We start from the raw sequence: 24,578 nt of genomic DNA, 5'->3' as shown, positions 1-24,578 counted from the left end.
CGATGTAAAAAATCTCAATATATTTTCATTGTCAGTTTCTCTATTCCATATTGTAATCATTTACCTCCACACTTCATCGCTCTACTAGCAAAAATAAAACTCATCGTTAATTCTTTGTAGATTAGCGATTTTAGTTCCCTATTTTTAGCTAGACATGACACTATTTAATGTTTTATTATAAATCGATTAGAGAAATTATTATTAGCTGATTAATAAATTGTAGAGGGGTGTTCCTAGATGATAAATAGTAAAGTGAATCCGAAGGTTGATGAATTTTTAAGTAAAGCTAAAAAGTGGCAGGAAGAGTATGCAGTATTGAGAAATATCGTTCTTGACTGTGAGCTGACTGAAGAATATAAATGGATGCATCCTTGTTACACTCTTGAGAACAAGAACATCGTGTTAATACATGGATTTAAAGATTATTGTGCGCTTCTGTTTCACAAAGGCGCCTTGTTAAAGGATGCACAAGGGATTTTAATTCAACAAACGGAAAATGTACAGGCGGCGCGCCAAATTCGTTTCACCAATGTTCAAGAAATAGTTGGAATGGAAACCATCATAAAAGACTATATTCATGAAGCCATTGAAGTTGAAAAATCAGGTTTAGAAGTGCCAATGAAAGAGCATAAGGAATACATAATTCCTGAAGAACTTCACAATAAATTCGATGAAATGCCTACCTTGAAAACTGCTTTTGAAGAATTAACACCAGGGCGACAAAGAGCATATATTCTACATTTTTCTCAACCTAAACAATCCAAAACGCGCGTGTCAAGAATTGAAAAATGCACGCAGCAAATTCTCGATGGAAAAGGATTAAATGATTAGGTTTATTGAGTCACGCCTTTAAATATAAAGTCCAATTTCAAAATTAAGAAAGGTGCTGCACCCCAAAAATTAGAGTAATAAATCTAACTTTTGGGGTGCAGCACCTTAGTCGATAGCCTCTTTAATAAAATAATAACACGTTTATACTTCTGTTCTGCCAATCCTCGGATATCACTGAATCTTTTCCAGCTTTTTAATCCTAAATTTTACTCCTCCCAGAACAATTCATCTAGGGTTTTATTTAACGTTTTACATATAGCAATACATAAATTTAAAGTCGGGTTGTATTTACCTAATTCAATTAAACCAATTGTTTGTCTAGTGACCCCCACTTTTTCAGCCAATTCACCTTGTGATAAATCGTGTTCAATTCGAGCCATTTTTAAGCGTATGTTTTTCACATTGATCACCACTATCTTCATCTTCTAACATTCTTTGAATAACTCGATCACTTTTCTTTTTAGCAAGCCCATAAAATATGATTAAAATTCCGGCAATAAATGATGAATACATGAACAGTGATACAAAAAATACCATAAAGAAAAAATATATTGCTTGTGAAGTGCTTTCTGCATAGTTGAATGCACTGTTAACACCCATAATAATTGCAATAACCATGCCAATAGTCACACCGAAAATAATAAATTTAGTACTTAATTTAAATTTACTTGCACTATCGTGAATCTCTACTTCATCAGTAAATATCCCGAGATAGGCTGCCCTGCCACAATAATAAACAGCTGAGAATATTAAAATCAACCGCTCTGTTAATACATTTTGTGAGGATACTCCCACTGTTATGAATTTTATTAGGATCGATATTAAACATATTAATAGGACAAAGAAAAAAATCTCTTTGTAAATTTTATTTTGCTGATTTTTAACTCGTTCATCTAAGTGTTTACTTTTCCAAAACATCAATATTTTCCCTCCTCTTATTTTATGATTTTAATTATACAGAATATTTGTCTTTTTGCAATGTATATATTGCATTAAGTTAATTATATCTTTCATTAATGCAATGATACCCTTTGTGCGTTCGCTACCTAGATGTCGATTTAAAAAATGACAAAACAAAAAACCACTCATTGTGGAGTGGTCATGTATATTATCTTTATCAAGCTATAAAGTTTTGAGGCTCAATTTATTTAAGCCTGAAGTCAATATGCTCGAACGGCCAACAAACGATACTTGTTGTACCCATTATTTTTTCTTTAGGTATGAACCCTATCTCAGGATTTCTACTATCATTACTTACACGACGATTATCACCTAATACAAAGTAATGTCCTTCAGGTACGGTAATTTCACCTAAATCTTGTTCTAGCGTAAAATCATAAGTAAGTGACCCAGAATCTTTTAATTCTTTCTTTTTTTGGTCTAAATAAGGTTCACTGAATTTCTCTCCGTTTATGTATAATTGATCATCCTTATACTCGATTTTATCCCCTGGTAGACCAATGATACGTTTAATAATATTTTCTTCTTCATTCTTTTGAAGAAGAACATTTTCAATAACAACAATGTCAAACCGATCAATCGACTTAAATTTTGGACCGATTTTGTTAATAATAACACGGTCTTTGTCTTCCAGTGTCGGCATCATAGAAGCACCTTTTACGAGTACTGGCGTAAATAAAAACTGCTTGATTAAAAATGCCACCAATAAACCGAATGCAATTGCCTTTACCCATTCAAAAAACTCATTTTTTTGTTTTCCCTGTATTTTTTCCTCCAAAATCTCACCTCCCATTGTTTCTCTTATTTAATACGAAAAAAAAGGAAAATAGTTTCAATAAAACAATCAAACATAACATTTTTAAAGGGAGACAAGTTGTCTCCCTCTCCATCTAATACAGGCAGCCTTTTCACGTCCTCGAACTCGTTCCAAGACTTCTACCGCCGTCATTCTCCCAACGATCGATGTCCCAAACAACATCAATATCTTCGAATCCGTCATGTATTTCTCCGCTAGGAAGGGTACCAGTTCTTACTATAGAAATAATACATCATCCTTTTTTTATCAATTTCGCCTTGGCGTAATTGAGTCTGGATTTTGAATTGTGCCGGCACAATTCATTCCTTTCAAAATCCATGACATCCGCCGGAGGCTTTATCTTCATTCAGTAGTTGTTTGACTGAATGAAGATAAATATTTCATGTTTCTATATTATGTAATGTTATTTGTTTTGTTCATCGCCAAATATGGGGGGGTGTTTTGGAGCTAATAATCCAATAGCCACAGAACATAGAACCATTTCTATGGTGACATACTCTTTAATACCGATAATATGCAATATCATAAAATGCCAAAAATCAACTGCTATGTTTTTTCTGGAAGAAAGTATATTGTTCATGAATAAATAAAAAACAACTCTTATATTATCTTAGGGTGAAAACCTTCAAATGTAAGTATATAAATATTCTGTTCGTAATGATTGTTGTTTTATCTTGTCTTACTCGACTAACGGCGCAGGTTAGTTCAATAAAATATAAAAATTTATATTGAATAATTATATGTTTTTGGTATTTTTATACAAAGATAAAGGGGGATAACATATGGCTTTTCGAGAATTTACTTTATTAGATTTTGATTCTGTGATTGATTTGTGGGAAAAAGCTGGACTAATTCTTTCCCATTCAGATACCTATGATGGAATGAAGGGAAAATTAAAAAGAGACTCAGAGTTATTTTTTGTATTAGAGGAAGATTCTCGAATTATTGGCGTAGTGATGGGTCGTTTTGATGGAAGAAGAGGATGGATTAACCATTTAGCTGTTGACCCTGAGTACCAAGGAAGAAATATTGGGCATCAAATTATCGAGGAATTGGAATGTCGTTTTAAAAAAATTGGATGTGAAAAAATTAACCTTTTAATTGAGTTAAGTAATGAGAAGGTTCAAGGATTTTATGAAAAACAAGGTTTTAAAAAAGATGAATTAATATTTATGGAAAAGTGGATTTAACTTAAAAACTTACTTCAAGTAACGGGTGCATAAATCCGAGTAGTTTCACTTTTTTCATGGCCCATTAAACTTTGAATTACTTCAATGGGTGCACCATTGTTTAATAGGTATGTAGTCGTAACTATGTCTTTATTGATTGGGGTGTATATCTTTCTTAATTCCAGCACGACTGGAGATTCGTTTACTGATATACCTCATTTGCGCAATACTCATACGATGTGGATTTCTTTCAGTAACAAAAATTGCTGGATCTCTATCTAGACGACTTTCAATGTAGCTTTTAAACCAAATATCACAGCGGGTATTAAAGTAAACTTCTCTTTCTTTATTTATAACTCGATCCATTAATTATGGGTTGAGTTTTTTTATTGTGAATATTTTAATGAATGTCAAAATTAAAAAGATATATAAATAACAATAATAATACAATTAAAAACAATACTTATTTATCGCAAAACGATAAACTGTGTGTTAAGTTTATAATGTTATTAAATAAGTGAGGTGCTTAATATGAATGTTAAACGAGGTTCAACAACTTTCTTAAAGGTAATTATTTTTCTGGTTGGAATTGCAGTTCTTGCTTTATGTATATTTTTAGTTCCCCATATGGCGAATTTCGCATCAAAATTGTATCCAAATATTTCCTTAATGAAATATCTCATTTTCATCGTGATGTATGGATCAGCTGTGCCTTTTTACTTTGCTCTTTATCAGGCTGTTAATCTTTTACGGTACATTGACGAGAATGCAGCTTTTTCGGAATTATCTGTAAAGTCGTTAAAGAACATAAAGTGCTGTGCGATTATAATCAGTGGTTTGTATGTATTAGGTTTGCCACTCTTCCATTTTATAGCAAAGAAAGTTGACCCTCCTATTGGAATAATGGGACTCATCATCATTTTTGCTTCGTTGATTATTGCCGTTTTTGCTGCTATCCTCCAACGGCTTCTACAAGAAGCGATTAATATAAAATCAGAAAATGATTTGACGGTCTGAGGTGGATGGTATGGCAATTATTATTAATATTGATGTGATGTTAGCAAAACGAAAAATGAGCGTAACGGAGCTTTCGGAAAGGGTTGGAATTACTATGGCGAATCTTTCTATTCTGAAAAATGGGAAAGCAAAAGCGGTTCGTTTTTCAACATTAGAAGCGATATGTAAGACTTTGGATTGTCAGCCAGGTGATATTTTGGAGTACAAAGATGACGAAGACACTCAATAAAAACAGACAACAAATCTAATTAACCTCTTTGGGCCTTGCCCTTAAGAGGAAGGTCCAAGTAAGACCTCGACAACTCTTTTTTCTTATTGTACTCCAATGAAAGAACACTTAATTATCTTCATTTTCTGTGGTGAAGTGTTGATTTTGCATTTCATGGATGGCTAACGGTGCAGATTAGTTGAAGAAGGTTTTTTCAGATTTTCGTGGAATATATTACCTTAAATAGTCTGGTATTGATGTAATATTCACATTGTGATTAACCAGACAGTGGGAGGAGTTTATAATGTCATTAAAAGCAGGAGATATAATTACGTTTGAACGAACTTTTACAGTAAGGGATGTTGAATTATTTACGGAGATTTCAGGGGATGAAGGGATTCATCATATAACCCCAGATGAACAAGGAAGACTTGTTATTCAAGGGTTACTAACGGCAACTTTGCCAACAAAAATAGCTGGAGACCATAACGTACTGGCTCGTAATACGAGTTTTGAGTTTTTAAGACCTGTTTTTACAGGAGATACAATATTTTGTATAGTTAAAATTGAGAAATACGAAAGGCAAGAAAATAATAGAACAGCGTTTGTTGCATCTTTTTTATGTAAAAATCAGAATGAAAAAGAAGTCTTGACAGGAGATGTATCAGGCGTAATTCTTTAAACTTTATTATAATATCGGGAGCAATATCGACATCTACGGGGCAGCATTCCTGTAATAACTAAACAGAGTTAATATATGTAAAACCAGATAGTTTGTGAAGAAATGTACTTAAACTAACAGGGTGCGTTAGTTTAGTAAGAGACAGCGATTGCTGTCTCTTTATTATGGCCTATGTAATAATGTTCATTACCCTAGCCTTTGTTATAAATTTTTCATATAATCTGCTAGTTCTGTACTTTCTGTTTTGCGTAATTTTTTTTCATCTTCCAACTCTTCAATTCTTTCTACCTATTTCTTAATTCTCCGTCTAAGAGAAGCAATCATAGCGTCTTGATTTGTTTCGTCTCGCTTAATTCTTGCATTACTATTTGCTTTTTCTTGTTGATCTCTTAAGAATTCGATGCGTTCTCGAATGTCAGAATGATTATATAAGGTCGCTTTCGTTACGCCAGCTTCTTTAGCACGTAGTATTTTAAATTTTTTATTAATATTTTTAGGCATATAAAAGAAGTAATTCCCCTTTTAATAGATGCCGAGTTGACTATTTTATTATTTGACCGTTGGCATCTAATATTTTAATTTCATAAGAGTCATTGGAATTTAGTTCTTTAGAGTGTAAAATTTTACTTACAGTCTCTTCGATTTTTAATGATAACTTATGCGCATCTTTATCAGAACTTTTTATTGATGTATGAATGATAATGGATTTTTGGTCGTTAGCGCTGATATTTATAACTACCTCATAATCTTTAAAAACTTCCATTAAAAGCCTTAAATGATGATTTTCTTTGTCGGCTTTATTAAATTCTTCGGGAATCCTAAATAAATCCCATCTCTCAAACACAACTTTATGGTTTTTTAAAGGAGAGGATTTGATTACACTTTTTGCAATGGACTCCATATCCTTTTTTACGGAATTATAATATTCTTCATCCCCTACAACCCTTATCATCAATTCTTTCTTTGAAGTTGTTTTCACATCAACCCCCACATATTTCTCGTGAATTTTTTCAGTTACCCTGTTCAATATTGATATCTCTTGTTCTTCTTCTTTAGTAATTAAAGTTACTTGTTTCTCTTTATTTGCAACAGCAGTATCAGCTACTGAGAATTTAATTAACAGGATATATAATGCTATTGCCACTATAAGTATTCCAGTAATAATCACTAGCTTTTTTAACATACAATACCTCCCGTTAAGAGGGTATGTCCTGTATCTCTTAAAAATGTCATTAAACACAATGTCCTCTTATTGAAGTAACTTGATTCGTTAGTTCAATAAAGAAAAAAAGAGCTGCCTATGCAACTCAATGATCTTCAAGAAAAGCCCCTGATAGTTCAATAAGTTCAATAAAAAAGACCATCAAAAATGATGGTCCCACTTCACAAACTATCATTAAAAAACAAAGGACATTATAGCTAATAAAATCCTTCATCTTTAATTTTATTGTTCCAGAATATTTCTAACAAACAATTGCTTATTTTTATGAGCAATTGTACTTACTATCGCAAGTAATAGCCCCGAAATAACGAATACAATTCTAATTCCTAACAAATCTGCTATTAGTCCCATAACAAGAGAGCCAACGCCAAAAATCCCAGTTCCGATAGCACCTAATGAGGTATAAACAGTTGACAACTGTTCTTTTGACACACTAGTTTGTATAACCGTTTGTTGAGGAATTTTTTTTATTTGTCCAAAAAGCCCTGCACAGAGCGATAAAAGTAAGGAAATCATAGGAATACTGTTTAGGCTAAATAATATTGTGAATAAGAAACTTGCGAATGAACCGACAAAAATAAAGGTTCCAATTTTCTTTTCAACAAAAGAAGAAAATTTAATACAATAAGCACTTCCTAAAATCAGACCTAAAAAGTTAGCTCCATTGATAAATCCCCACCATTTTTCATCAACGTTCAAAGCATCGTTGACAAACACATATAAAATAGCAGCTATCCAAACCGTTGCTGCAATTGTTTCCAAAAATTCTATCCAAGCAATCCTTCTTAATACTGGAGTGTTAGATAAAGTTTTCCAACCCTCTTTAATCTTTTCTAGTTTCCCTTTCAGCTCGGTTGTTTCATGGTTTACACTTTCTAAAAGGCAAAGTAATATACTTGCAATTACAAATAGACATCCAACTAACCAAATAAGTTGTTGAGAACTCATAATAATTAGCAATGAACTTCCTACGAACCACATACCTGCTTGTATGATCTGTGTAATAGTTTCCGAAATTCCATTAGCTTGAATTAGATGTTCAGGTTTAACATAGTATGGAGTCAATGTCTGTCTTATTGGATTTGCACATCCGTCAAAAAAAGCAATCAATCCTATTATTAAAAAGATAAAATAATAATTAGCTGCTGTTAAACCAATTAACATAAACCCTAGAATAAAGAGTAAAATCGTCTTTACAATTTGTGACCCAGCGAGTAACCATTTAAGATTTAATTTTTCAACCAAAAGAGGTGTCAGCAGACTGGATATAAACATAGAAGAAGCAATTGTAAATGGCACAAACGATGCTGCAATTGCAGTACCTGTTAATACAAAAATTGTACTTATAACACTGACTATATATAATACATCGCCTATATTAGCGAGTGACTGACCCAATAGTAATAAAGAAAAATTTCTATTCAATTTCATTATATATCCCCCAATATTTCATTCGAATTTTGGCTTAATAGGGGAATATCAGATTGGACTATTCATTAAAATTTGACTCCTTTCATATATCGGACAAATCTGGGGGACTTAGATTTATCACAAGTTTTGTATCATCAATAAATATTTATATGGATTATAGCGTTGTTTTTCAAAATATTACACTTCAACAGTAATTATTATCCATATTTTCCTTACGATTCTTTTATTTTTTATTCGGTATATTCTCCATAAATGTAAAAAATCCTCCTTCCGCTAAACTGCGCGGTTAGTTCAACAAGAAAAAAGTGCTACTCAATTTTCTCCAAGTAAGCCTCCATTACTTGAAGCAAATTCCTCAAAAACGCTTCAACCAATCTTTGTAGAAATTCAATTGTTCAATAGTAGTAACAAGCTTAAAATCTTAACTTAATAGCGATGTGGTGCTACCTCTAATAAGATTACAACCAAATTTTTGCTAGTTGAGATACTCCTTTTATTATCTTTTCTTCACATAAATTACCCAACCCAAGTTGAATATGTGGATATTGTGGTATATCTTTCGAGAAATATTTTGAGCAAGGATAAACTACAATTCCATGTTCATATGCCCTTTCAATTAGCATTTTTTCACTCATTTTTGTTTTAACTTCAATAATAACGAAAATCCCGGAACTACCACCTTTTATTTCAACATAATTCTTAAAGTGTTTTAGTAATTCCCTATTCAATAGATTCATTTTACGTTTATACAAAGCTTTCATCTTCCTTAAGTGTGGGTACCAATATCCTTCATTCATAAAGGTCGCCAACGTTCTTTGATGTATAGATGAGGATGTTTGCTCAAACAAAGGGAGTATCTTTTTATATTCACTTACTAGCCTCCTAGGCAAAACCATATAACTGACACGGATAGAAGGTAGCAATGCTTTTGAAAAAGTTCCTAAATAAACCACCCTATCATTTGAATCTAAACTTTGAAGAGACGGTATAGGTTGATGTATGTATCGAAATTCACTATCGTAATCATCCTCAATAATGTAACCTTCCACCCTTTTTGCCCATTGAATTAACTTTAATCTTTCATTGACGGGGATTGTTACTCCGTATGGAAAGTGGTGAGTAGGAGTGACATATAAAAGTCTAGAAGGTGACTGTAAAAGGCGATCGACTTGAATGCCTTGTTCTGTTACCGGGATCGGATCAATGATAAATGACTGAAGAGCAAATAGTTCCCTTGCCACATTATATCCAGGGTCTTCTACTGCCAGATAATGATAGTCTTGCTTTAGCAACAGCGATAAAAGTAATAACAAGTGTTGTGTGCTACTGCCAATAATAATCTGTTCAGCGGAAGTATTAACTCCTCTTGATTGAAACAAGTAATCTGCTAGTTCCTTTCTTAATTGAATATCGCCTTGTTTTTCTCCGTATGAAAACATGCTAGAGTCATTAATGCTTTTGTTTGTAAGCATTCTCCATTTTTTCAAAGGGAAGTTCTCTTGATCCACTGTCCCAATCTTAAAGTCAATAGTTTTTATGTCAGTTTGTTTTTTTTCATGATGCTGTTCTCTAATGGGTTCATATGTAAGCGTCTCATCCGATATAGTTGCATCTACAAAAAACCCCTTTTTGTTCTCACTTCGAATATATCCTTCCGATTGCAATTGTTCATAGGCTACCTGAGTTGTGTTTCTGCTAACCTCTAATTGGAGAGCAAGTTGTCTAATCGATGGTAACTTTGTATTCCTTTCTAATTTACCAGATAAAATCTGTGTTCGTATGTATTGATAAACTTGTTGGTACATAGGCGTGTTACTTTCTCTATTGATATTAAATATTAGTTCATTCATTATTGAAATACCTCATCTGTCATTAATATTTATTGTAAACTGTACCTTTTAGAAATGTCAGTATATATAAATAATGAATTTAGAAAAAATTTTGATCTGGGAGGTGGAAATATTGGATAAACCCCAATTATGGACAAGGGATTTTATCAGTATTGCCATTACTAATTTTCTCGTGTTTACAGCATTTTTTTATTTATTGGTTACACTACCGATATATGCTTTAAAAGAATTGCATGGTGCCGAATCTGAAGCCGGACTTATTACTACAGTTTTTTTGATTGCATCCATCCTAACACGCCTATTTGCAGGTAAATGGATCGAAAAGGTAGGAAAGTATACCGCTTTTATAAGTTCCCTCATTGTTCTTTTCGCAGCTTCAATTTTGTATTTTATTCCAGAATCTCTGATTGGCTTACTAATTCTTCGCTTTTTTCATGGAATTGGTTTTGGAATGGCCACAACGTCCACTGGAGCAATTGTGGCCGATCTCATCCCGGAATCCCGTAAAGGAGAAGGTATGGGGTACTATGGACTAACGCTAAATCTTGCCATGGCTATTGGTCCCTTTTTGGGTTTGACTGTTATGCAACAAACAGAGGCAAATGTAATGTTTATCATAAATGTATTTTGTGCCCTCTTTGCACTCGTTGCAGGATTATTTGTAAAATTACCTAAGGTAGCTTTTATGCCAGAACGGGTAATTAAACGAAAAAAAAGTATGGAAATTGGATATTATTTGGAAATTTCCGCTATTCCTGTATCATTGGTCTCAGCTTTCTTTGGACTGATTTACTCTGGGATTATCTCTTTTGTATCCATATATGCTAAAGAGCAAAGTTTAGTGGAAGCTGCTGGTTATTTTTTTGTTGTGTACGCAGTGGTCCTTTTAATTTCCCGACCGTTTACTGGAAAATGGTATGATTTATTAGGTGCAAATATTATAATTTATCCTGCTATTTTATGCTTTGGAGTCGGTACATTCTTATTGAGTATATCGAATACGTCCTTGTTATTTCTTACATCAGCAGCCCTTATTGGATTGGGGTGGGGAACCATGTTTCCCAGTTTTCAAACCATCGCCATTCAAGTAGCACCTCCTAAAAAGAGGGCATTGGCTACGGCCACATTCCTTTCTATATATGATTTTGGGTTCGGCATTGGATCATTTATCTTTGGTATTGCCGCAGCTAAAATTGATCATGGATCATTATATTTTTATTGTTCTTTCCTTATAATAATCGGAATAGGGGTTTATTATTTACTGCATGGTAGAACACCTTCACATTCTATTATGAAAGAGTTAAAGAAAGAGATTACTTAGGGTATTTTTGGCCAAACGCAAAAATTCGTGAATATGTTGCATTTGTTGTTATGCAGAAAAAAGCAGTATAAAAAAATATGATTATTTTCACTTTATTGCCGAGTATACAGAAGCTTAAGAAATAGGCTTTAATATACAATTACTAATTGAAATAAGCTCCTTTTAAATTACTGCAACATTAGATTGATATAATTGTTGTAGTAATTAGGATCATCTGGGGTAAAAAAAGAGGATAGATAGAGCGAATTCATTTTAGCTCTTCTATCCTTTAAATTTCTATATATATAATGTGTGAAATTAAATAGGAATTCACTATTTAAAATGGTTTCAGCTTATAACTTGACTTTTAATAAAACCTATTTACTTAACTGGGTTTATTTTAAAATTATGCCATAATTCTTCCCATGACAATCGTATTATAATAGTTGCCATCTGAAAGGAGTTTATCATTTTTTAAGACGCCTTCAACTTCAAAGCCAAGCTTTTTATAGAGTAAAATTGCTTTGTCATTTGTCTCTATAACATGCAAGGCCATTTTTTTAATGTCATTAGCGTCAGCCCATTCTACCGATGTTTTTAAGAAGTTTTTACCTATCCCATAACGCCAAAACTCCTTTAATACACCTACACCGAAATCTACTTTATGAGCAAATCTTTTTAATGGTGATCCCTCACATCTAGAAAATCCGACGATACGATTATCGACCACTGCTACTAAACACAAATTCCCTGGACTTTTTGTGTCTTCCTGAATGATCTGTTCAAATCCTTTCGTATCGATGAAGCCTTCTCCTTGTTCCCTATCGAAGTTTTCCGTTTCGCCATCAAGTTGTAACCTTAAATCAGATAATGCTTGGGCATCTTCGACATTGGCGGGTCTAATTGTATAATGAAGTTCGTTGACATTATATTCTTGGCTGTTTATGAGCATTATTGTTACCCCTTTTTACTTATTTTTTGAAAAAAGTACGTGGCTGAATGTTCACGAATCGATTATGCCAAACGGACTCGTGGTGCTTAATAATTTGCTGCGCATTTAATACGTGACTATCTAGTGTGGTATGCGCCCCTTCAACTAAAATATTATGATGGTATCCACGACTATAGGCATTTCGGATAGTCGTATCAAGACAAAATTCTGTTTGAGCACCAGCGAAAATAAGCTGCTCAATATGTTGTTCCTGTAGGTACTCCGCTAATTCCGTTTGGAAAAATGCATCCCACGATGTTTTTTGAATCACTTTATCCTCTGGTTGCCGTAGAAGTCCGTGATATAGATCCCAGCCTGGCTTGCCAAACGCAAAATCGTCGTCTTTATTTGAATCCGTATGCTGGATAAAAACAATCGGAACATCGCAATTTCGTGCCGAAGTTATTAACATATTAATATTATCTAATACTCTTTCATAATCAAATAAGTAGTTTTCACTATCCAAAAAGAACGCTTCTTGCATATCCACAATAATTAATGCCTGCTTCATATAGTTCTCTTCTCCTTTAAGAATCTGACTTTAATTCTCTTATTGTACAAAAATATATTTTCCATTTAAAGAGAATTTGGAGAACTATGTATATTTCGTAGTTGATATTTTCCGAAGTCTAAGAAACTTTATATGTATCAACCATCTAATACTTATTTTAGATTAGATGGCAGTAATCCATCGTTTAATATTTTCTAATGTACGATAAACAGTATGAACCGAATTGGCAAATGCTTTTTGCTCTTCTTTGTTTAAGTGTAATTCAATCACACTTTCAATACCATTACCACCAAGAACTACAGGTACACCAATACAAGCGTTATGAACATGATATTCCCCCTGCAAATAAGCAATGACTGGCATAACTCTTCGTTGATCTTTCACAATGGCTTCTATCATCTTGACAATTGATGCTGCTGGGGCATAATAAGCGCTGCCATTACCAAGAAGCCCAACAATCTCGCCTCCACCTTTGCGCGTTCGTTCCACTAATTGTTCAATTTGAGCTTTAGGCAGCATTTTTTCTATTGGGATTCCACTGATATACGTATAGCGCACAAGTGGCACCATTTCATCGCCATGACCACCTAAAACGAAGCTAGAAACATCTTTAACAGATAAATGTAGAGCATCTGCAATAAATGTATTAAAACGAGCTGTATCTAAAATTCCTGATTGACCCATTACACGATTTTTTGAAAATCCCGTCGTTTCTAGACAAACATAGGTCATGGCATCTACAGGATTACTTAATACGATTACATAGCTGTTTGGTGCATAACACTTCACATGCTCGCTGACAGAGCGAATAATGGAGGCATTTGTTTGAATAAGATCCTCTCTCGTCATTCCAGGTTTTCTAGCAATACCTGCTGTAATGACAACAATATCTGCATGCTCAATTTCTTGATAGTTGGCTGTTCCAATAATGTGAACATTAAATTTTTCAATAGGACTTGTTTGCAAAATATCTAGCGCTTTCCCCTTAGCTGGCATTTCTAATTCTGGAATATCGACTAGCACAATATCTCCTATTTCTTTTTGAGCGACCATTAAAGCTATGGTGGCTCCAGTATTGCCGGCTCCAATAATCGCAATCTTTGGCCTTTTAAATTTCATTTTCATCACTCCTAACGAAAATGACTCTGTGCTATATAGATATAGGAACTAAGCTATATTTCAGTTTGGGCATCGTTTAAAGGGTTAATGTTCGTTTCTTTTACTTGTGTTTTATTGCGGGCAGTAGATTTGGTTGGTCTTCCTTTTGTCACTTTTTGTTTTTGGCGAATAATAGTTGTGAAAACCTCATCTGCAGCTCGTGGGATTACATGTGCACTTAATACCTTACCTACGCGTGCCGCTGCTTCTTTGCCAGAATCAACAGCAGCCTGCACTGCCCCAACATCTCCTTCAACAATAACTGTGACAATGCCTCCATCTATGAATTCATGTTTGACTAATTGGACATTTGAAGCTTTGAGCATAGCATCTGCCGCTTCAACAGAGCCCACCATGCCGTAAGTTTCAATCATGCCAATGGCTTCTTTCATAGTTCTCACCTCACGATTCCTCAGTTGCATCAATAATACCAACAATAATGGCATCAATTGGACAAACTATTTCCTTTGAAAAGCTTCGAACAGCAGCACTACCCGTAGTTAAAATAACATCATCTCCGACACCTGCACCAATTCGATCTGCCGCGACGATTTGCTCGTCTGCTAATTGCCCATCTATTTTTTTCGGTTGAATGATGAGTAATTTCAGACCCTGTAGCCCTTCCTCTTTACGGGTTGCCCATATATTCCCTACAACTTTACCTATACGCATGCATCATCATCCTTCATTTCTATACTGTATCTCAATTCTTAAATTCGCTACCGTATCCATGGCAAGTGCGGTAAATCTCGCAAATTGCGGAACAATTATAGTTTGCCCTTCACACCCTATAAGGTCCTTTTCAGTAATAATCTTTTCGTTGATTTCGAAACTGTTGGTTGAGGAGGGACTTTTAGGAATGTCACTTAAATCTTCCTTTAATATCGTTCCTGTTGCACCCGTTTGGATAAAGCCCGCATTCGCCTCATCCGTATCAATATGCATCTCTAATCGATAACGATCTGCAACACGTACTTTAACGTGATCAAAAGTCACTGGTCGGATACCGTGAATTTTGACGGCTACGTATTGTCCATCACGAACATGGAAGTTTTCCGCATCTACTAGCGACATATGAATATGAGCTTGGGCAATAATGACTCCTTCTTTTAAAAACAAGCTTCCATTTGGACCAACAAGTGTACAACTAGCTGAACCTGCAATATTTCCTGATTCTCGTATCGGTGGATGAACGCCTAATGCTACGGCATCAGTATTGCTTACCTCAACTTGTGTTAAAGTTCGAGCAGGGCCTAAAACACGTACATTCGCAATACTACCTTTCGGGCCAACAACAGTGAGTGTTTCATTTGCTGCAAATTGATCTGGCTGTGAAAGCATTTTATGAACGGTCAATTGTGCCCCTTTGCCAAAGAGATGCTCCATATGCTCCTGTCTCAAGTGAATATGTCTTGCCGATATCCCAATAGGAATTTCATTTTGCAAATGCGGAGCTGCCTGTTTTGTTTGAAGTATTTCGGCAATAACTTCATCGACGATTTGCTCTATTGCATGCTGATTCATAAATCCACCTCATTTTTATGGTAGCGGTAAAATAGCTTCTAATTCTGCATGAGGACGTGGAATAACATGGACAGATAAAAGCTCTCCCACACGCTGTGCAGCAGCAGCACCGGCGTCAGTAGCGGCTTTAACCGCACCAACATCACCACGAACAAGCACAGTGACAATACCGCCACCAACATGCACCTTCCCTACGATATTGACATTTGCAGCTTTCACCATTGCATCTGCTGCTTCAATGGAACCAACCAATCCTTTTGTTTCAATCATTCCTAATGCGCCTAAATTATTCATTTCATTGTCCTCCTACGTCATTAAAATGCTTCAGCATCTTCTGGTAATGTTTGTCCGCCATCAATGATAATGGATTGTCCTGTGATGAAGCCTGCTTCCTTACTACTTAGAAATAAGGCCGCATACGCAATATCTTCCACACTTCCAAGACCACCCAACGGTATAGCCTTCGCCATCTTTAGTAAATACTCTTCACCCAGTCCATCTAAGCCTTCTGTAGCAATATTTCCAGGCATCACAGCATTTACTGTAATGTTATATTGTGCTAATTCAAGTGCTGCGGTACGCATAAATCCTAGCTGGGCTGCCTTGCTTGCTGCATAATGAGTCCATCCAGCATAGCCTGTAACAGGACCTGTAATTGAAGAAGTAATAATGATTCTACCGAAATCTGCCTGCTTTAAATATGGAACACACGCCTTCAGAGCAAACATCGTTCCCCTTGCATTGATATTTAACACTTGATCCCAGTTTTCTGTCGTCATATCCTCCAACTTAACAGATGGGAAAATCCCAGCATTAGAGCATAATATATCGATTGCTCCATATGTTATAGCAACCTCTCGTACCATATTTTCAACAGATTCATAGCTTTCAACATCTACAGCGATTGCAGAAGCAGAGTAGTCTAGCGCTTGCAGCTCTGTAGCTAATTTCGATGCGAGTTCTTGGCCTCTTGCAGCTATAACAACATGAGCACCTTGTTTTGCAAAAACTGTTGCAATTCCTTTCCCAATTCCTTTGCTTCCACCAGTAACAATAACAACCTTTCCAGCTAAATCTACTTTCAAATAAATCACCACCCTTTAAGATTTTTTATTGTTCTTACGTTGGCTTTTTAGCAATCTCAATTACTAGACCGTTGACAGTAACATCTGGACGTAAAATAGTAGTAGAGGCAATCCATTGGTTAGCATCTTTAGCCAATTTTGTACCGATCTTAATAGCTTCCCTAATTGCCTCTGTATCACCTTCAATTGCAATTGTGACAAGTGCTAAATCGATTGTTTCTTGTCGGAGCAATCTAATATCTGCTGCTTTTAACATGGCGTCTGCAATTTGAATAGAAATGGCAAGACCTCTTGTTTCCACGATGCCAATCGATTTTGTCATGAAACAACACCCCTACTATTTTCGTTGAATAATAATGCCTTTTTCTTGGATCACATCTTGTGCAAGTGGTGTAAGTTTAGAATGCATCGGTATTTTTAGCTGTTGCCCTTGATACGACCTAATCATGTCTTCTGTAATAAATCCTTCTTGTATATCGAAATTAGATGAGTTTTCTCTATCATTTAAATAAGGCATAAGCTGTGAGAATAACTGAAAATTACAGCCATAGTTTTTTAAGCTTGCCATATGCTGCCTAAGCATTTTCATGTATGCATTTGGTTCTTTCGTCGTCATGATTAATGACATTTTCTCATCGGGGACTAATAGAACTGGCTCATCCTTCAACAATAATTCAGTCAGGAATAAGGATTCTGGGGAATTGGGTAATCCTTGCGCACTGCTGACAATGAAAGTCTGATCCACTTCAAGAAATACTTTAGCATCGTAAAACATTTGGAATGAATTCGTCGCAAGTGCCCCCTCTTGCCACTCCTCTAATTGGAAATAGCTTTTTAATGTTTCCACTTGTTTATTCGAGATTGTCGTATGAGGATGAACAATCAAAATTCTCTTTTTCTTCGTACTCACAATGGTAGACACCACTTCTTGAATGAGTCGTCGTAATGCTTGTACTTCCATTCGTGTCACCCCATTTTGATAAGCTTTCCGTGTTATAGAGTAGCGATAGTTGCTGCATTTGCCTCATCTGTGTCAATATGCATCTCTAGGATGAAATTTGGTGATACATGTACGACTACAATTTTCATTTGTATTTGGCGTATCTCACTAATAATTTCAACTTTTACGATTTCTTGATCCCTCACATTTAATAAAACTGCTTCTGTTTCGGACATATGAATATGTGCCTGTGCAATGATAAACCCATAATTTTTATTTAGGTAAAATCGCTAATAATTCTGAATGCGGACGTGGGATAACATGGACGGATAATAATTCACCTACTCGACGCGCGGCTTCAGAGCCTGCATCTGTAGCAGCCTTTACAGCTCCAACATCTCCCGTTACTAAAACTGTGACAATTCCACCACCAACATGTACTTTTCCTACAATATTAACGTTCGCGGCTTTTACCATGGCATCTGCTGCTTCAATGGATCCAATTAACCCTCTTGTCTCGATCATACCTAAAGCTCCATTAATTTCTACGTTCATCTGAAATTCCTCCTAGACACTTAATTTAGTGACAATCTCTTCTATTATTTTTTGAATCATTACTGTATCAACTTGCGCTTCTTTTATCGCATGATTTGAAGCAGATGTTACTTGTATATTTTTAGGATTTTGTGGCTTAGGAATGTTCATATCCTTGATTCCATAAGCAACACGTTTTTTATTGATCAAATGCCGTGCTGAAATATTATCACTTGTAATATTTCCTCCATAGGCACCGCAGCCTAGGGTAAAGGACGGCGTTAAGCTTGTTGTACCACCTGCAGCACCAACAGATGCTAACGTATTCACTATAATTCTTGATACGGGCATTTGTGCCGCAAACTCTTTGACAAATTGCTCGTCCTGAGCATGAATGGCTAGGCTATGTCCTCTTCCACCGACATCTAATAAATTCCTACAAATCGTTACTGCTTCCTCATGAGAATTTGCAGTATATAAGCCTAAAATAGGTGACAGCTTTTCTATCGAAAACGGAAATTCTTTACCGATTTGATACTCCTCTGCTACAAGTACTCTCGTATGAGAAGGCACTTCAACATTTGCCATTTCGGCAATAAACGTAGCAGGCTTACCCACAATTTTGCTATTGAGTGTGCGTGGTACAAGGGAAATAACTTTCGCTAATTTTCCCTTGTCTTCTCCTCTCAGTAACACGGCCCCGTTTTCAGCTAAAGCTGCCAATACTTGATCTTTCACACCCCGATGAACAACAATAGCCTGTTCAGTTGCACAAATTGTGCTATTATCAAATGATTTACTATCGATTATTTGCTGAACAGCGCGTGCTACTTTAGCTGTACGATCAATATAAACAGGGACATTCCCAGGTCCAACACCGTATGCTGGCTTGCCTGAGCTGTAGGCTGCCTTTACTAGTCCTGACCCTCCCGTAGCTAAAATAAGCTGTACATCTTTATGCTGCATCAAAGCCTCAGTTCCCTTTAACGTTGGATGGGCAATCCATTGGATAAGTCCTTCAGGTGCACCTGCACGAATAGCAGCCTGATTACATATTTTTAACGCTTCAACCGTACAGTTAACTGCTGTTGGATGAGGACTAAAAACAATTGCATTTTGTGCCTTCAAGGCAATTAGTGTTTTATAAATCGCTGTAGCAGTTGGATTTGTAACTGGCGACACGGCCGCAATGACCCCAAATGGATAGGCAATTTCTACTTGCTGAGCAGCAGCATCCTCATAAATAGTTCCAACTGTCCTTTCATGACGAATCGATTCATATACACCTTTAGAAGCGAGCTCATTTTTTATTTTCTTATGTTCAATAACGCCCATTTGAGTTTCTGTGACCGCTAAAATAGCAAGGTTCTCTGCTTGTTCATATGCATCCTTCGCAATCGCTTCAATAATCCTATTAACCTGCTCTTGAGAAAAGCTAGAAAACTTTTTTTGAGCAATAGAAGCTGCTGTGACAGCATCCCTTGCCTCTTGAATTGATAGTAAATCTTGATCCTTTATCATACGACTGCCCTCCCATCAAGAAAATTTTTTTAGGGTGATTAAGTCGTTCGTTTGAGATGGTGATGTTTTAGAAAATGTTTGTTGAAGGCTATCCCAATTTTCCAGTTCCTGAGCAGATAAAGCCTTGTCACTAGAAGTAACCGCAGTGCGTTGAGTGTGGTCCCTTTCTTGATTCATAAGATGAAAGGTCTGCCATTCTTGGAGCTCTTCTTGTGTCAACCCTTGATAGCTCGTATCTGATTGAGAAGCTTGAGAAATTTTCTCCAATACTAATTCAGTAATTTTGGCAATTAGTTGATTGTCCATATGTTCACTCCTTTTTTACAAACATCGCTACTAATGATTCATCATAGGATTCAATAATTTTCGTAGCATCCGGTAAATAATCTTTCGGGTAGATTTCCTTTGGTATAATGCCGATGGAAAATTGCATACCTGCATTTTTCGCAAAGAGCATATCGGCATTGGAATCACCAATCATTACAGTCCCTTCAAGTGGCACATGATATCGTTCCTTCGCCACGTAAGCCAAATCTGGAGAAGGCTTGCTATAAGTGGCTTGATCACTCCCAATTACAAATTCAAATAGTGATAAAATGTCTAGTTGCCTTAAATGTGCTTCAGCGCGAGCAGTCAGATCCGCAGTGATAACACCCATTTTTATACCGTTATCTTTTATGGCCATTAATAACTGTCGAATACCCGGTATTTCTTTTACAGTTACATGTTCTTGCTGAGTATTAGCTAAACTTGCCGCAGCTCTCGCTAATGTCACGCCCTTACTCCAAGCAATATCTTGCTGATAGAGTAAATACGCTAAAATTGTTTCAGCTTCTTGTATACTTCCAATAGCTAATGGACTTGTTGGATCAATAGAGGTACCATTATTTTTTACACCTATACTTTTTAAAAACTCCTGCAACGTAAATTTGATTTCGAAATCAGAATTTTCAGTTACATTTAGATATAAATTTATTGCCCATGATATCCATAAAGAATCCATTTCAATAAGAGTTCCATCTTTATCAAAAATAATCCATTCAACTTGACTCATTGAAGTACCCATCCTTTTGTTCTATTCTCTTATGGCTTCCATAGGTGTAGCAGAGACTTGGTTTTCAAGGTTAATCATTTCTTGTTTTGCAAAACGTTCCTCTGGCGCATCCTCATTAATTTGATGACGTGCCCAAACCCAATAATAAATACTTGCAGCTGCAAAAACAGCTAGGGAAACGATGAAAAATGTAAAATTCGCAAAGAAACTAGCAAAGATTGCAACAACGGCTAACATTAACGACACAATAGGTGTAAGCGGATATAATGGTGTCTTGAATGCTCTTGGAAGATTTGGCTCTTTTTTGCGTAAAATGAGCACCGATAAATTCATCGTGATATAGGAAACTAATGCCCCAAAGGTAGAAATTAAAATTAAATCATCTGGATTGAATAATATCACGAGTATTAAGCCAATAAAGCCAGGTAAAATTATAGCCATATATGGAGTCTGACGCTTTTTATGCATCTTCGATAAAATGGTCGGTAAATAGCCTGCACGAGATAGCGCATACACCTGACGAGAATATGCTAAAATGACACCTGAGAAGCTTGCAATTAAACCAACTAATCCGACTGATGCTAAAATTTGTGCTAGCCAATATGTTTTACCAAATGCTGATGCAATGGCTGCTGGGAGTGGATCCGCAGCTACCGTCATTACGTCAATACCAGCTAGTCCAATCGCCACCGTCGTTGTTAATATTGACAATACTAACAATGTCACCATTCCTGAGATTAAACCCTTTGGCATGTCCTTTTGAACATCTCTAGTCTCCTCAGATAGCATTGGTAACATTTCAATCGCTAAAAATAGCCACATGGCATAAGGGAGTGCAGACCAAACTCCTTTAAATCCACCAGGTATTAATGCACCTTCATCAGGGAATAAATGCTTCACATTAATTTGTGGTAGACCTACGAAATACATTAAAACTAATAACCCCAATGCTATAAAGACGAGTACCATTTCAATCGTTGCGTATTCCTTAATACCGATAATATGAACACCCATGAATAATGCATACATAAATGCTGCCGCAACTACTGTCGGTACAGCTGGGAATAAAAAGCTAATATAGCCACCAATACCGATGGCAATAATAGGTGCAGCAATGACGTACTGTAATACAACACCAACCCCGGTAATAAATCCGATATATCTTCCCATTGCACGTCTAGCAAAAGAATAAGGTCCACCTGCATATGGTAACATTGTAGATAATTCTGAGATTCCTAAGGTCATTGTTAAATACATTATGGCCATAAATAATGTAGCAATGAGCATCCCTAAATAGCCAGATTGACTTAAACCAAAATTCCAACCAAAATAATTACCTGATATAACAATACCAACGCCAATTGTCCATAAATGGATTGGTGTAAGGGCTTTCTTTAATACAATTACTTCATCCTTTTTAGAAGACATATCATACCCCACCTTTTAGCATTATTTGGATTTTAAATCACTTTATTTATCTCCAAGTACTCCTTCACTAAGGCATCACTCTGCACGGTATAATTTTCGCCAAGTAATCGTGTTGTTTCATTATCACGACTACCTATCCAAGAAATAAGCTGCAGCCTTCTCATTAATATAAATGTTGGAATCATATCAATCTCTTCATCTGTTAATGTTCTTATTTTGCTATAGCCTTTTATCCAAGATGTTATAAGATCATCTAGGTAGGGCATATGTTCAATAAAGCTTACGGATGTCGCTAAATCATATAAAAACCACCCAAAGCCACAATCGTCAAAGTCAATAACCTTTATTTCTTCACCGCAAATTAATAAATTGGCTAAGCGTAAATCTGAATGAATCAGCCCAAATCTTGTTTTGCTCTTTCCAAACTCCTCTAATTTATTTTTAATGATAAGAGAGGCATCTTCGTATAAAGCTAAACGTGATGGTATCATGCCAAGCCCATCCTGCCACCTCCCCCATTTTGCAGACTCATCTAATATCGTGTCATAATCCCACGTCATGCGTTTAAATTCTTTATAATGCTCATGCTGCTCAATTGTATGCTGATGGAACATTGCTGTAATTGTTCCTAACGTTTCAAATTGATGAATTAAATCTTCCTCATTGTTTTCATTAGGGGCATTCCCCTCCAAAAATGTAAATAACGTGCTATAATAAACTGTGTCATTATATCTATGAGCATGTACGTAGTCACCGTCATCTGCTCGGATTGGTAATGATACATCAATTGGAGATTGCTCATGTAGCGAGTTTAGCCAAGCAATCTCCGCCTCTATTTCCTCTTTCTTATGGTAATTAGGTCGACTTATTCTCAGAATATATTTTTTGCCATGTAAATCTTCTACTAAATACGTAGAATTTTCGGAATAGTCAATCATTTTACAAGATGCCTCTACCAAACAGCTATATTCCTTCAATGCATCATTCGCTGCTTGATGGAAGTTTGAAAGAACAGTCTCTAAATCTAAGAAATCCATTTGTCCCATCAGAACCCCCCCCTTTTACAAAATGTATTTAATAGCGTGCAAACTTTACAAGCTGAGAAGCCTCTTTAATACCCGCTTCACATTTCTCAAGTAATTCATCACAATACTCTTTATCGCATAATAAGCCCGGCTTAAATTGAAGGACACGCGTATCGAGCATTGAATAAATTGCCCACACCCCATGTTTGTATAATGAGCTCATCACATATTTTGCTCCTTCGGGATGATTAAACTCTAGCCCCATGACAACTCCCAATTGACGAATTCCAACAAAGAAATCAGGATACTGTTTCTGAATACGCTCTAAGCCTACACGCAAATAACGTGCTACATATTCTACATTTTTCACAACTTCTGGTCTCTGTGAAATTTCCAATACCTTCATTGCTACAACACAGCCTAGTTCTGCACCACCAAAAGTAGAAATATGTGCAAGTCCATCTTCTATCATCCAACCACCAGCTCGCTCATTGACAACCGTTGCTGCAATTGGATAAATACCTCCACTGAGACCTTTAGCAGTTACTAAAATATCTGGCTTCACACCATAATGATCAATTCCCCAAAGCTTTCCAGTTCTCATTAATCCTGTCTGCACTTCATCAGCTATATATAGTGATCCATAGCGCTCACATAATGCCTTTACAGCTGATAAGTAATTGGCATTCGGTAATGGGAATCCGTAAGTAGCTGGTATTGTTTCGATAATAACGCTTGCAACATCACCTTTTGAAAGTTCTCGCTCCATTGCCTCTAGATCATTAAACGGAACATGGACAAATTCATTTGGGTCACCTTCACTTAAAAATGGCTTGGAATAACGTTCATTGCCAAGTGAAACTGCTAAACCTGAATGCCCATGGTAACCATTTTTAATAGAAATCGTTTTCTTCCGTTTTGTTGCATAACGAGCACATTTTAAAGCTACATCAATCGCTTCACTACCACCACTTGAAAAGATAGTATATTTTAAACCATCCGGTGTACAGGCTGCCAGTTTTTCTGCTAATTGCGCTCTAGCCGTTGATGGAAAATGATGATTACCGATATCAAAATAATTTGTTCCTTCAATAAGTGCTGCAATCACTTCAGGATTTCGATGACCTAGATTATAAGTACCGCCATTTAAATGAGCATTCATTAACTTTTTGCCATCAACATCGTAAAAATAATAGCCTTCTCTTTTTCCGATGACTACATCTACGCCATCCACTTGCCATTGCTTCGTTTTCCCTGGATTCCACCAGTCAATTGATTTTTGTAAGGTTTCTCGTTTATTTGCAAAATAATCCATGTTTT

The 24,578-nt window shown here is 35.9% G+C and carries 31 protein-coding genes and 2 pseudogenes; 6 read left to right on the top strand and 27 right to left on the bottom strand.

The window, feature by feature from the left end:
* Positions 1–237: 237 nt before the first annotated feature.
* Positions 238–831: a YdeI/OmpD-associated family protein gene (locus tag ACQKNC_RS06290; protein WP_427423999.1), complete on the top strand. Its 594-nt coding sequence runs from the start codon at positions 238–240 to the stop codon at positions 829–831.
* A 206-nt stretch (positions 832–1,037) separates the two neighbouring features.
* Here ACQKNC_RS06290 and ACQKNC_RS06285 read toward each other — a convergent pair whose 3' ends face one another.
* From ACQKNC_RS06285 to ACQKNC_RS06270, 4 genes are all read right to left on the bottom strand, one after another.
* Positions 1,038–1,232: a helix-turn-helix transcriptional regulator gene (locus ACQKNC_RS06285; RefSeq protein ID WP_053482180.1), complete on the bottom strand. Its 195-nt coding sequence runs from the start codon at positions 1,230–1,232 to the stop codon at positions 1,038–1,040.
* On the bottom strand, positions 1,198–1,749 hold the full coding sequence (locus ACQKNC_RS06280; RefSeq protein ID WP_427424330.1) for a DUF6773 family protein: 552 nt from the start codon (positions 1,747–1,749) through the stop codon (positions 1,198–1,200). Before ACQKNC_RS06280 ends, ACQKNC_RS06285 begins: the two co-directional genes overlap by 35 nt.
* A gap of 226 nt (positions 1,750–1,975) precedes the next feature.
* A complete protein-coding gene (gene lepB, locus ACQKNC_RS06275) occupies positions 1,976–2,569 on the bottom strand; it encodes a signal peptidase I (RefSeq protein ID WP_427423998.1) in 594 nt (197 codons plus the stop codon).
* An 81-nt stretch (positions 2,570–2,650) separates the two neighbouring features.
* A complete protein-coding gene (locus ACQKNC_RS06270; RefSeq protein WP_427423997.1) occupies positions 2,651–2,791 on the bottom strand; it encodes a hypothetical protein in 141 nt (46 codons plus the stop codon).
* A 599-nt stretch (positions 2,792–3,390) separates the two neighbouring features.
* Between ACQKNC_RS06270 and ACQKNC_RS06265 the strand changes: the two genes are divergently transcribed.
* Positions 3,391–3,798: a GNAT family acetyltransferase gene (locus tag ACQKNC_RS06265; RefSeq protein WP_427423996.1), complete on the top strand. Its 408-nt coding sequence runs from the start codon at positions 3,391–3,393 to the stop codon at positions 3,796–3,798.
* 14 nt (positions 3,799–3,812) lie between these two features.
* Here ACQKNC_RS06265 and ACQKNC_RS06260 read toward each other — a convergent pair.
* Positions 3,813–4,128 (bottom strand): annotated as a pseudogene (locus tag ACQKNC_RS06260) (tyrosine-type recombinase/integrase); the annotation flags it as partial.
* A 180-nt stretch (positions 4,129–4,308) separates the two neighbouring features.
* Between ACQKNC_RS06260 and ACQKNC_RS06255 the strand changes: the two are divergent.
* From ACQKNC_RS06255 to ACQKNC_RS06245, 3 genes are all read left to right on the top strand, one after another.
* Complete coding sequence (locus ACQKNC_RS06255; RefSeq protein ID WP_427423995.1) at positions 4,309–4,794, top strand: DUF2975 domain-containing protein; 486 nt, start codon at positions 4,309–4,311, stop codon at positions 4,792–4,794.
* A 10-nt stretch (positions 4,795–4,804) separates the two neighbouring features.
* Positions 4,805–5,023, top strand: a complete 219-nt coding sequence (locus ACQKNC_RS06250) for a helix-turn-helix transcriptional regulator (protein WP_347792200.1) — start codon at positions 4,805–4,807, stop codon at positions 5,021–5,023.
* Between the two features lie 283 nt (positions 5,024–5,306).
* A complete protein-coding gene (locus tag ACQKNC_RS06245) occupies positions 5,307–5,684 on the top strand; it encodes an enoyl-CoA hydratase (protein ID WP_427423994.1) in 378 nt (125 codons plus the stop codon).
* 201 nt (positions 5,685–5,885) lie between these two features.
* Here the strand turns inward: ACQKNC_RS06245 and ACQKNC_RS06240 are convergent.
* From ACQKNC_RS06240 to ACQKNC_RS06225, 4 genes and pseudogenes are all read right to left on the bottom strand, one after another.
* Positions 5,886–6,146, bottom strand: a pseudogene (locus ACQKNC_RS06240) (DUF6262 family protein); the annotation flags it as partial.
* A gap of 79 nt (positions 6,147–6,225) precedes the next feature.
* On the bottom strand, positions 6,226–6,867 hold the full coding sequence (locus tag ACQKNC_RS06235) for a hypothetical protein (protein ID WP_427423993.1): 642 nt from the start codon (positions 6,865–6,867) through the stop codon (positions 6,226–6,228).
* Positions 6,868–7,128: 261 nt separating this feature from the next.
* Positions 7,129–8,337, bottom strand: a complete 1,209-nt coding sequence (locus tag ACQKNC_RS06230) for an MFS transporter (RefSeq protein ID WP_427423992.1) — start codon at positions 8,335–8,337, stop codon at positions 7,129–7,131.
* 458 nt (positions 8,338–8,795) lie between these two features.
* On the bottom strand, positions 8,796–10,187 hold the full coding sequence (locus ACQKNC_RS06225) for a PLP-dependent aminotransferase family protein (protein ID WP_427423991.1): 1,392 nt from the start codon (positions 10,185–10,187) through the stop codon (positions 8,796–8,798).
* A gap of 112 nt (positions 10,188–10,299) precedes the next feature.
* Between ACQKNC_RS06225 and ACQKNC_RS06220 the strand changes: the two genes are divergently transcribed.
* Complete coding sequence (locus tag ACQKNC_RS06220) at positions 10,300–11,508, top strand: MFS transporter (protein WP_427423990.1); 1,209 nt, start codon at positions 10,300–10,302, stop codon at positions 11,506–11,508.
* Between the two features lie 385 nt (positions 11,509–11,893).
* Here the strand turns inward: ACQKNC_RS06220 and ACQKNC_RS06215 are convergent, their stop codons facing one another.
* The 18 genes from ACQKNC_RS06215 to ACQKNC_RS06130 form a co-directional block, all read right to left on the bottom strand.
* Positions 11,894–12,439 (bottom strand): N-acetyltransferase family protein, encoded by a 546-nt coding sequence (locus tag ACQKNC_RS06215; protein WP_427423989.1) that lies wholly within the window; start codon positions 12,437–12,439, stop codon positions 11,894–11,896.
* Positions 12,440–12,458: 19 nt separating this feature from the next.
* Positions 12,459–12,989 carry a cysteine hydrolase family protein gene (locus ACQKNC_RS06210; RefSeq protein WP_427423988.1) on the bottom strand — a complete coding sequence of 177 codons (531 nt, stop codon included), beginning with the start codon at positions 12,987–12,989 and terminating at the stop codon, positions 12,459–12,461.
* Positions 12,990–13,151: 162 nt separating this feature from the next.
* Entirely contained in the window at positions 13,152–14,108 is a 957-nt protein-coding gene (gene mdh, locus ACQKNC_RS06205; protein ID WP_427423987.1) for a malate dehydrogenase, read from the bottom strand.
* Between the two features lie 53 nt (positions 14,109–14,161).
* Positions 14,162–14,539, bottom strand: coding sequence for a BMC domain-containing protein (locus ACQKNC_RS06200; RefSeq protein WP_427423986.1), 378 nt, complete (start codon positions 14,537–14,539; stop codon positions 14,162–14,164).
* A 10-nt stretch (positions 14,540–14,549) separates the two neighbouring features.
* On the bottom strand, positions 14,550–14,819 hold the full coding sequence (locus tag ACQKNC_RS06195) for a EutN/CcmL family microcompartment protein (protein WP_427423985.1): 270 nt from the start codon (positions 14,817–14,819) through the stop codon (positions 14,550–14,552).
* Between the two features lie 6 nt (positions 14,820–14,825).
* Entirely contained in the window at positions 14,826–15,671 is an 846-nt protein-coding gene (gene pduL, locus ACQKNC_RS06190; RefSeq protein ID WP_427423984.1) for a phosphate propanoyltransferase, read from the bottom strand.
* 15 nt (positions 15,672–15,686) lie between these two features.
* Positions 15,687–15,965, bottom strand: coding sequence for a BMC domain-containing protein (locus tag ACQKNC_RS06185; protein ID WP_423491804.1), 279 nt, complete (start codon positions 15,963–15,965; stop codon positions 15,687–15,689).
* Positions 15,966–15,985: 20 nt separating this feature from the next.
* Positions 15,986–16,756 carry a 3-oxoacyl-ACP reductase FabG gene (gene fabG, locus ACQKNC_RS06180; RefSeq protein WP_427423983.1) on the bottom strand — a complete coding sequence of 257 codons (771 nt, stop codon included), beginning with the start codon at positions 16,754–16,756 and terminating at the stop codon, positions 15,986–15,988.
* Positions 16,757–16,790: 34 nt separating this feature from the next.
* Positions 16,791–17,078: a BMC domain-containing protein gene (locus ACQKNC_RS06175; protein ID WP_427423982.1), complete on the bottom strand. Its 288-nt coding sequence runs from the start codon at positions 17,076–17,078 to the stop codon at positions 16,791–16,793.
* A gap of 15 nt (positions 17,079–17,093) precedes the next feature.
* On the bottom strand, positions 17,094–17,717 hold the full coding sequence (locus ACQKNC_RS06170; RefSeq protein WP_427423981.1) for a hypothetical protein: 624 nt from the start codon (positions 17,715–17,717) through the stop codon (positions 17,094–17,096).
* A gap of 32 nt (positions 17,718–17,749) precedes the next feature.
* The gene (locus tag ACQKNC_RS06165; RefSeq protein WP_427424329.1) at positions 17,750–17,956 is read right to left on the bottom strand and encodes a PduL/EutD family phosphate acyltransferase; all 207 of its coding nucleotides are present in this window, start codon (positions 17,954–17,956) and stop codon (positions 17,750–17,752) included.
* A 13-nt stretch (positions 17,957–17,969) separates the two neighbouring features.
* Positions 17,970–18,251, bottom strand: a complete 282-nt coding sequence (locus tag ACQKNC_RS06160; RefSeq protein ID WP_427423980.1) for a BMC domain-containing protein — start codon at positions 18,249–18,251, stop codon at positions 17,970–17,972.
* 12 nt (positions 18,252–18,263) lie between these two features.
* A complete protein-coding gene (locus tag ACQKNC_RS06155) occupies positions 18,264–19,751 on the bottom strand; it encodes an aldehyde dehydrogenase family protein (protein WP_427423979.1) in 1,488 nt (495 codons plus the stop codon).
* Positions 19,752–19,766: 15 nt separating this feature from the next.
* A complete protein-coding gene (locus ACQKNC_RS06150) occupies positions 19,767–20,057 on the bottom strand; it encodes a hypothetical protein (RefSeq protein WP_427423978.1) in 291 nt (96 codons plus the stop codon).
* A 4-nt stretch (positions 20,058–20,061) separates the two neighbouring features.
* Positions 20,062–20,805: an HAD family hydrolase gene (locus ACQKNC_RS06145; RefSeq protein ID WP_427423977.1), complete on the bottom strand. Its 744-nt coding sequence runs from the start codon at positions 20,803–20,805 to the stop codon at positions 20,062–20,064.
* Between the two features lie 21 nt (positions 20,806–20,826).
* A complete protein-coding gene (gene eat / locus ACQKNC_RS06140) occupies positions 20,827–22,233 on the bottom strand; it encodes an ethanolamine permease (RefSeq protein ID WP_427423976.1) in 1,407 nt (468 codons plus the stop codon).
* 32 nt (positions 22,234–22,265) lie between these two features.
* The gene (locus tag ACQKNC_RS06135) at positions 22,266–23,279 is read right to left on the bottom strand and encodes a phosphotransferase enzyme family protein (protein WP_427423975.1); all 1,014 of its coding nucleotides are present in this window, start codon (positions 23,277–23,279) and stop codon (positions 22,266–22,268) included.
* Positions 23,280–23,307: 28 nt separating this feature from the next.
* Positions 23,308–24,573: an aspartate aminotransferase family protein gene (locus tag ACQKNC_RS06130; protein WP_427423974.1), complete on the bottom strand. Its 1,266-nt coding sequence runs from the start codon at positions 24,571–24,573 to the stop codon at positions 23,308–23,310.
* Between the last annotated feature and the right edge of the window lie 5 nt (positions 24,574–24,578).

Origin of the sequence: Lysinibacillus sp. NPDC094177 (assembly GCF_050279145.1) — a bacterium.
In the GTDB taxonomy this organism is placed as follows: domain Bacteria; phylum Bacillota; class Bacilli; order Bacillales_A; family Planococcaceae; genus Lysinibacillus.
Note: the sequence above shows the minus strand (reverse complement) of the source record. Positions and strands in the feature narration are given on the sequence as shown.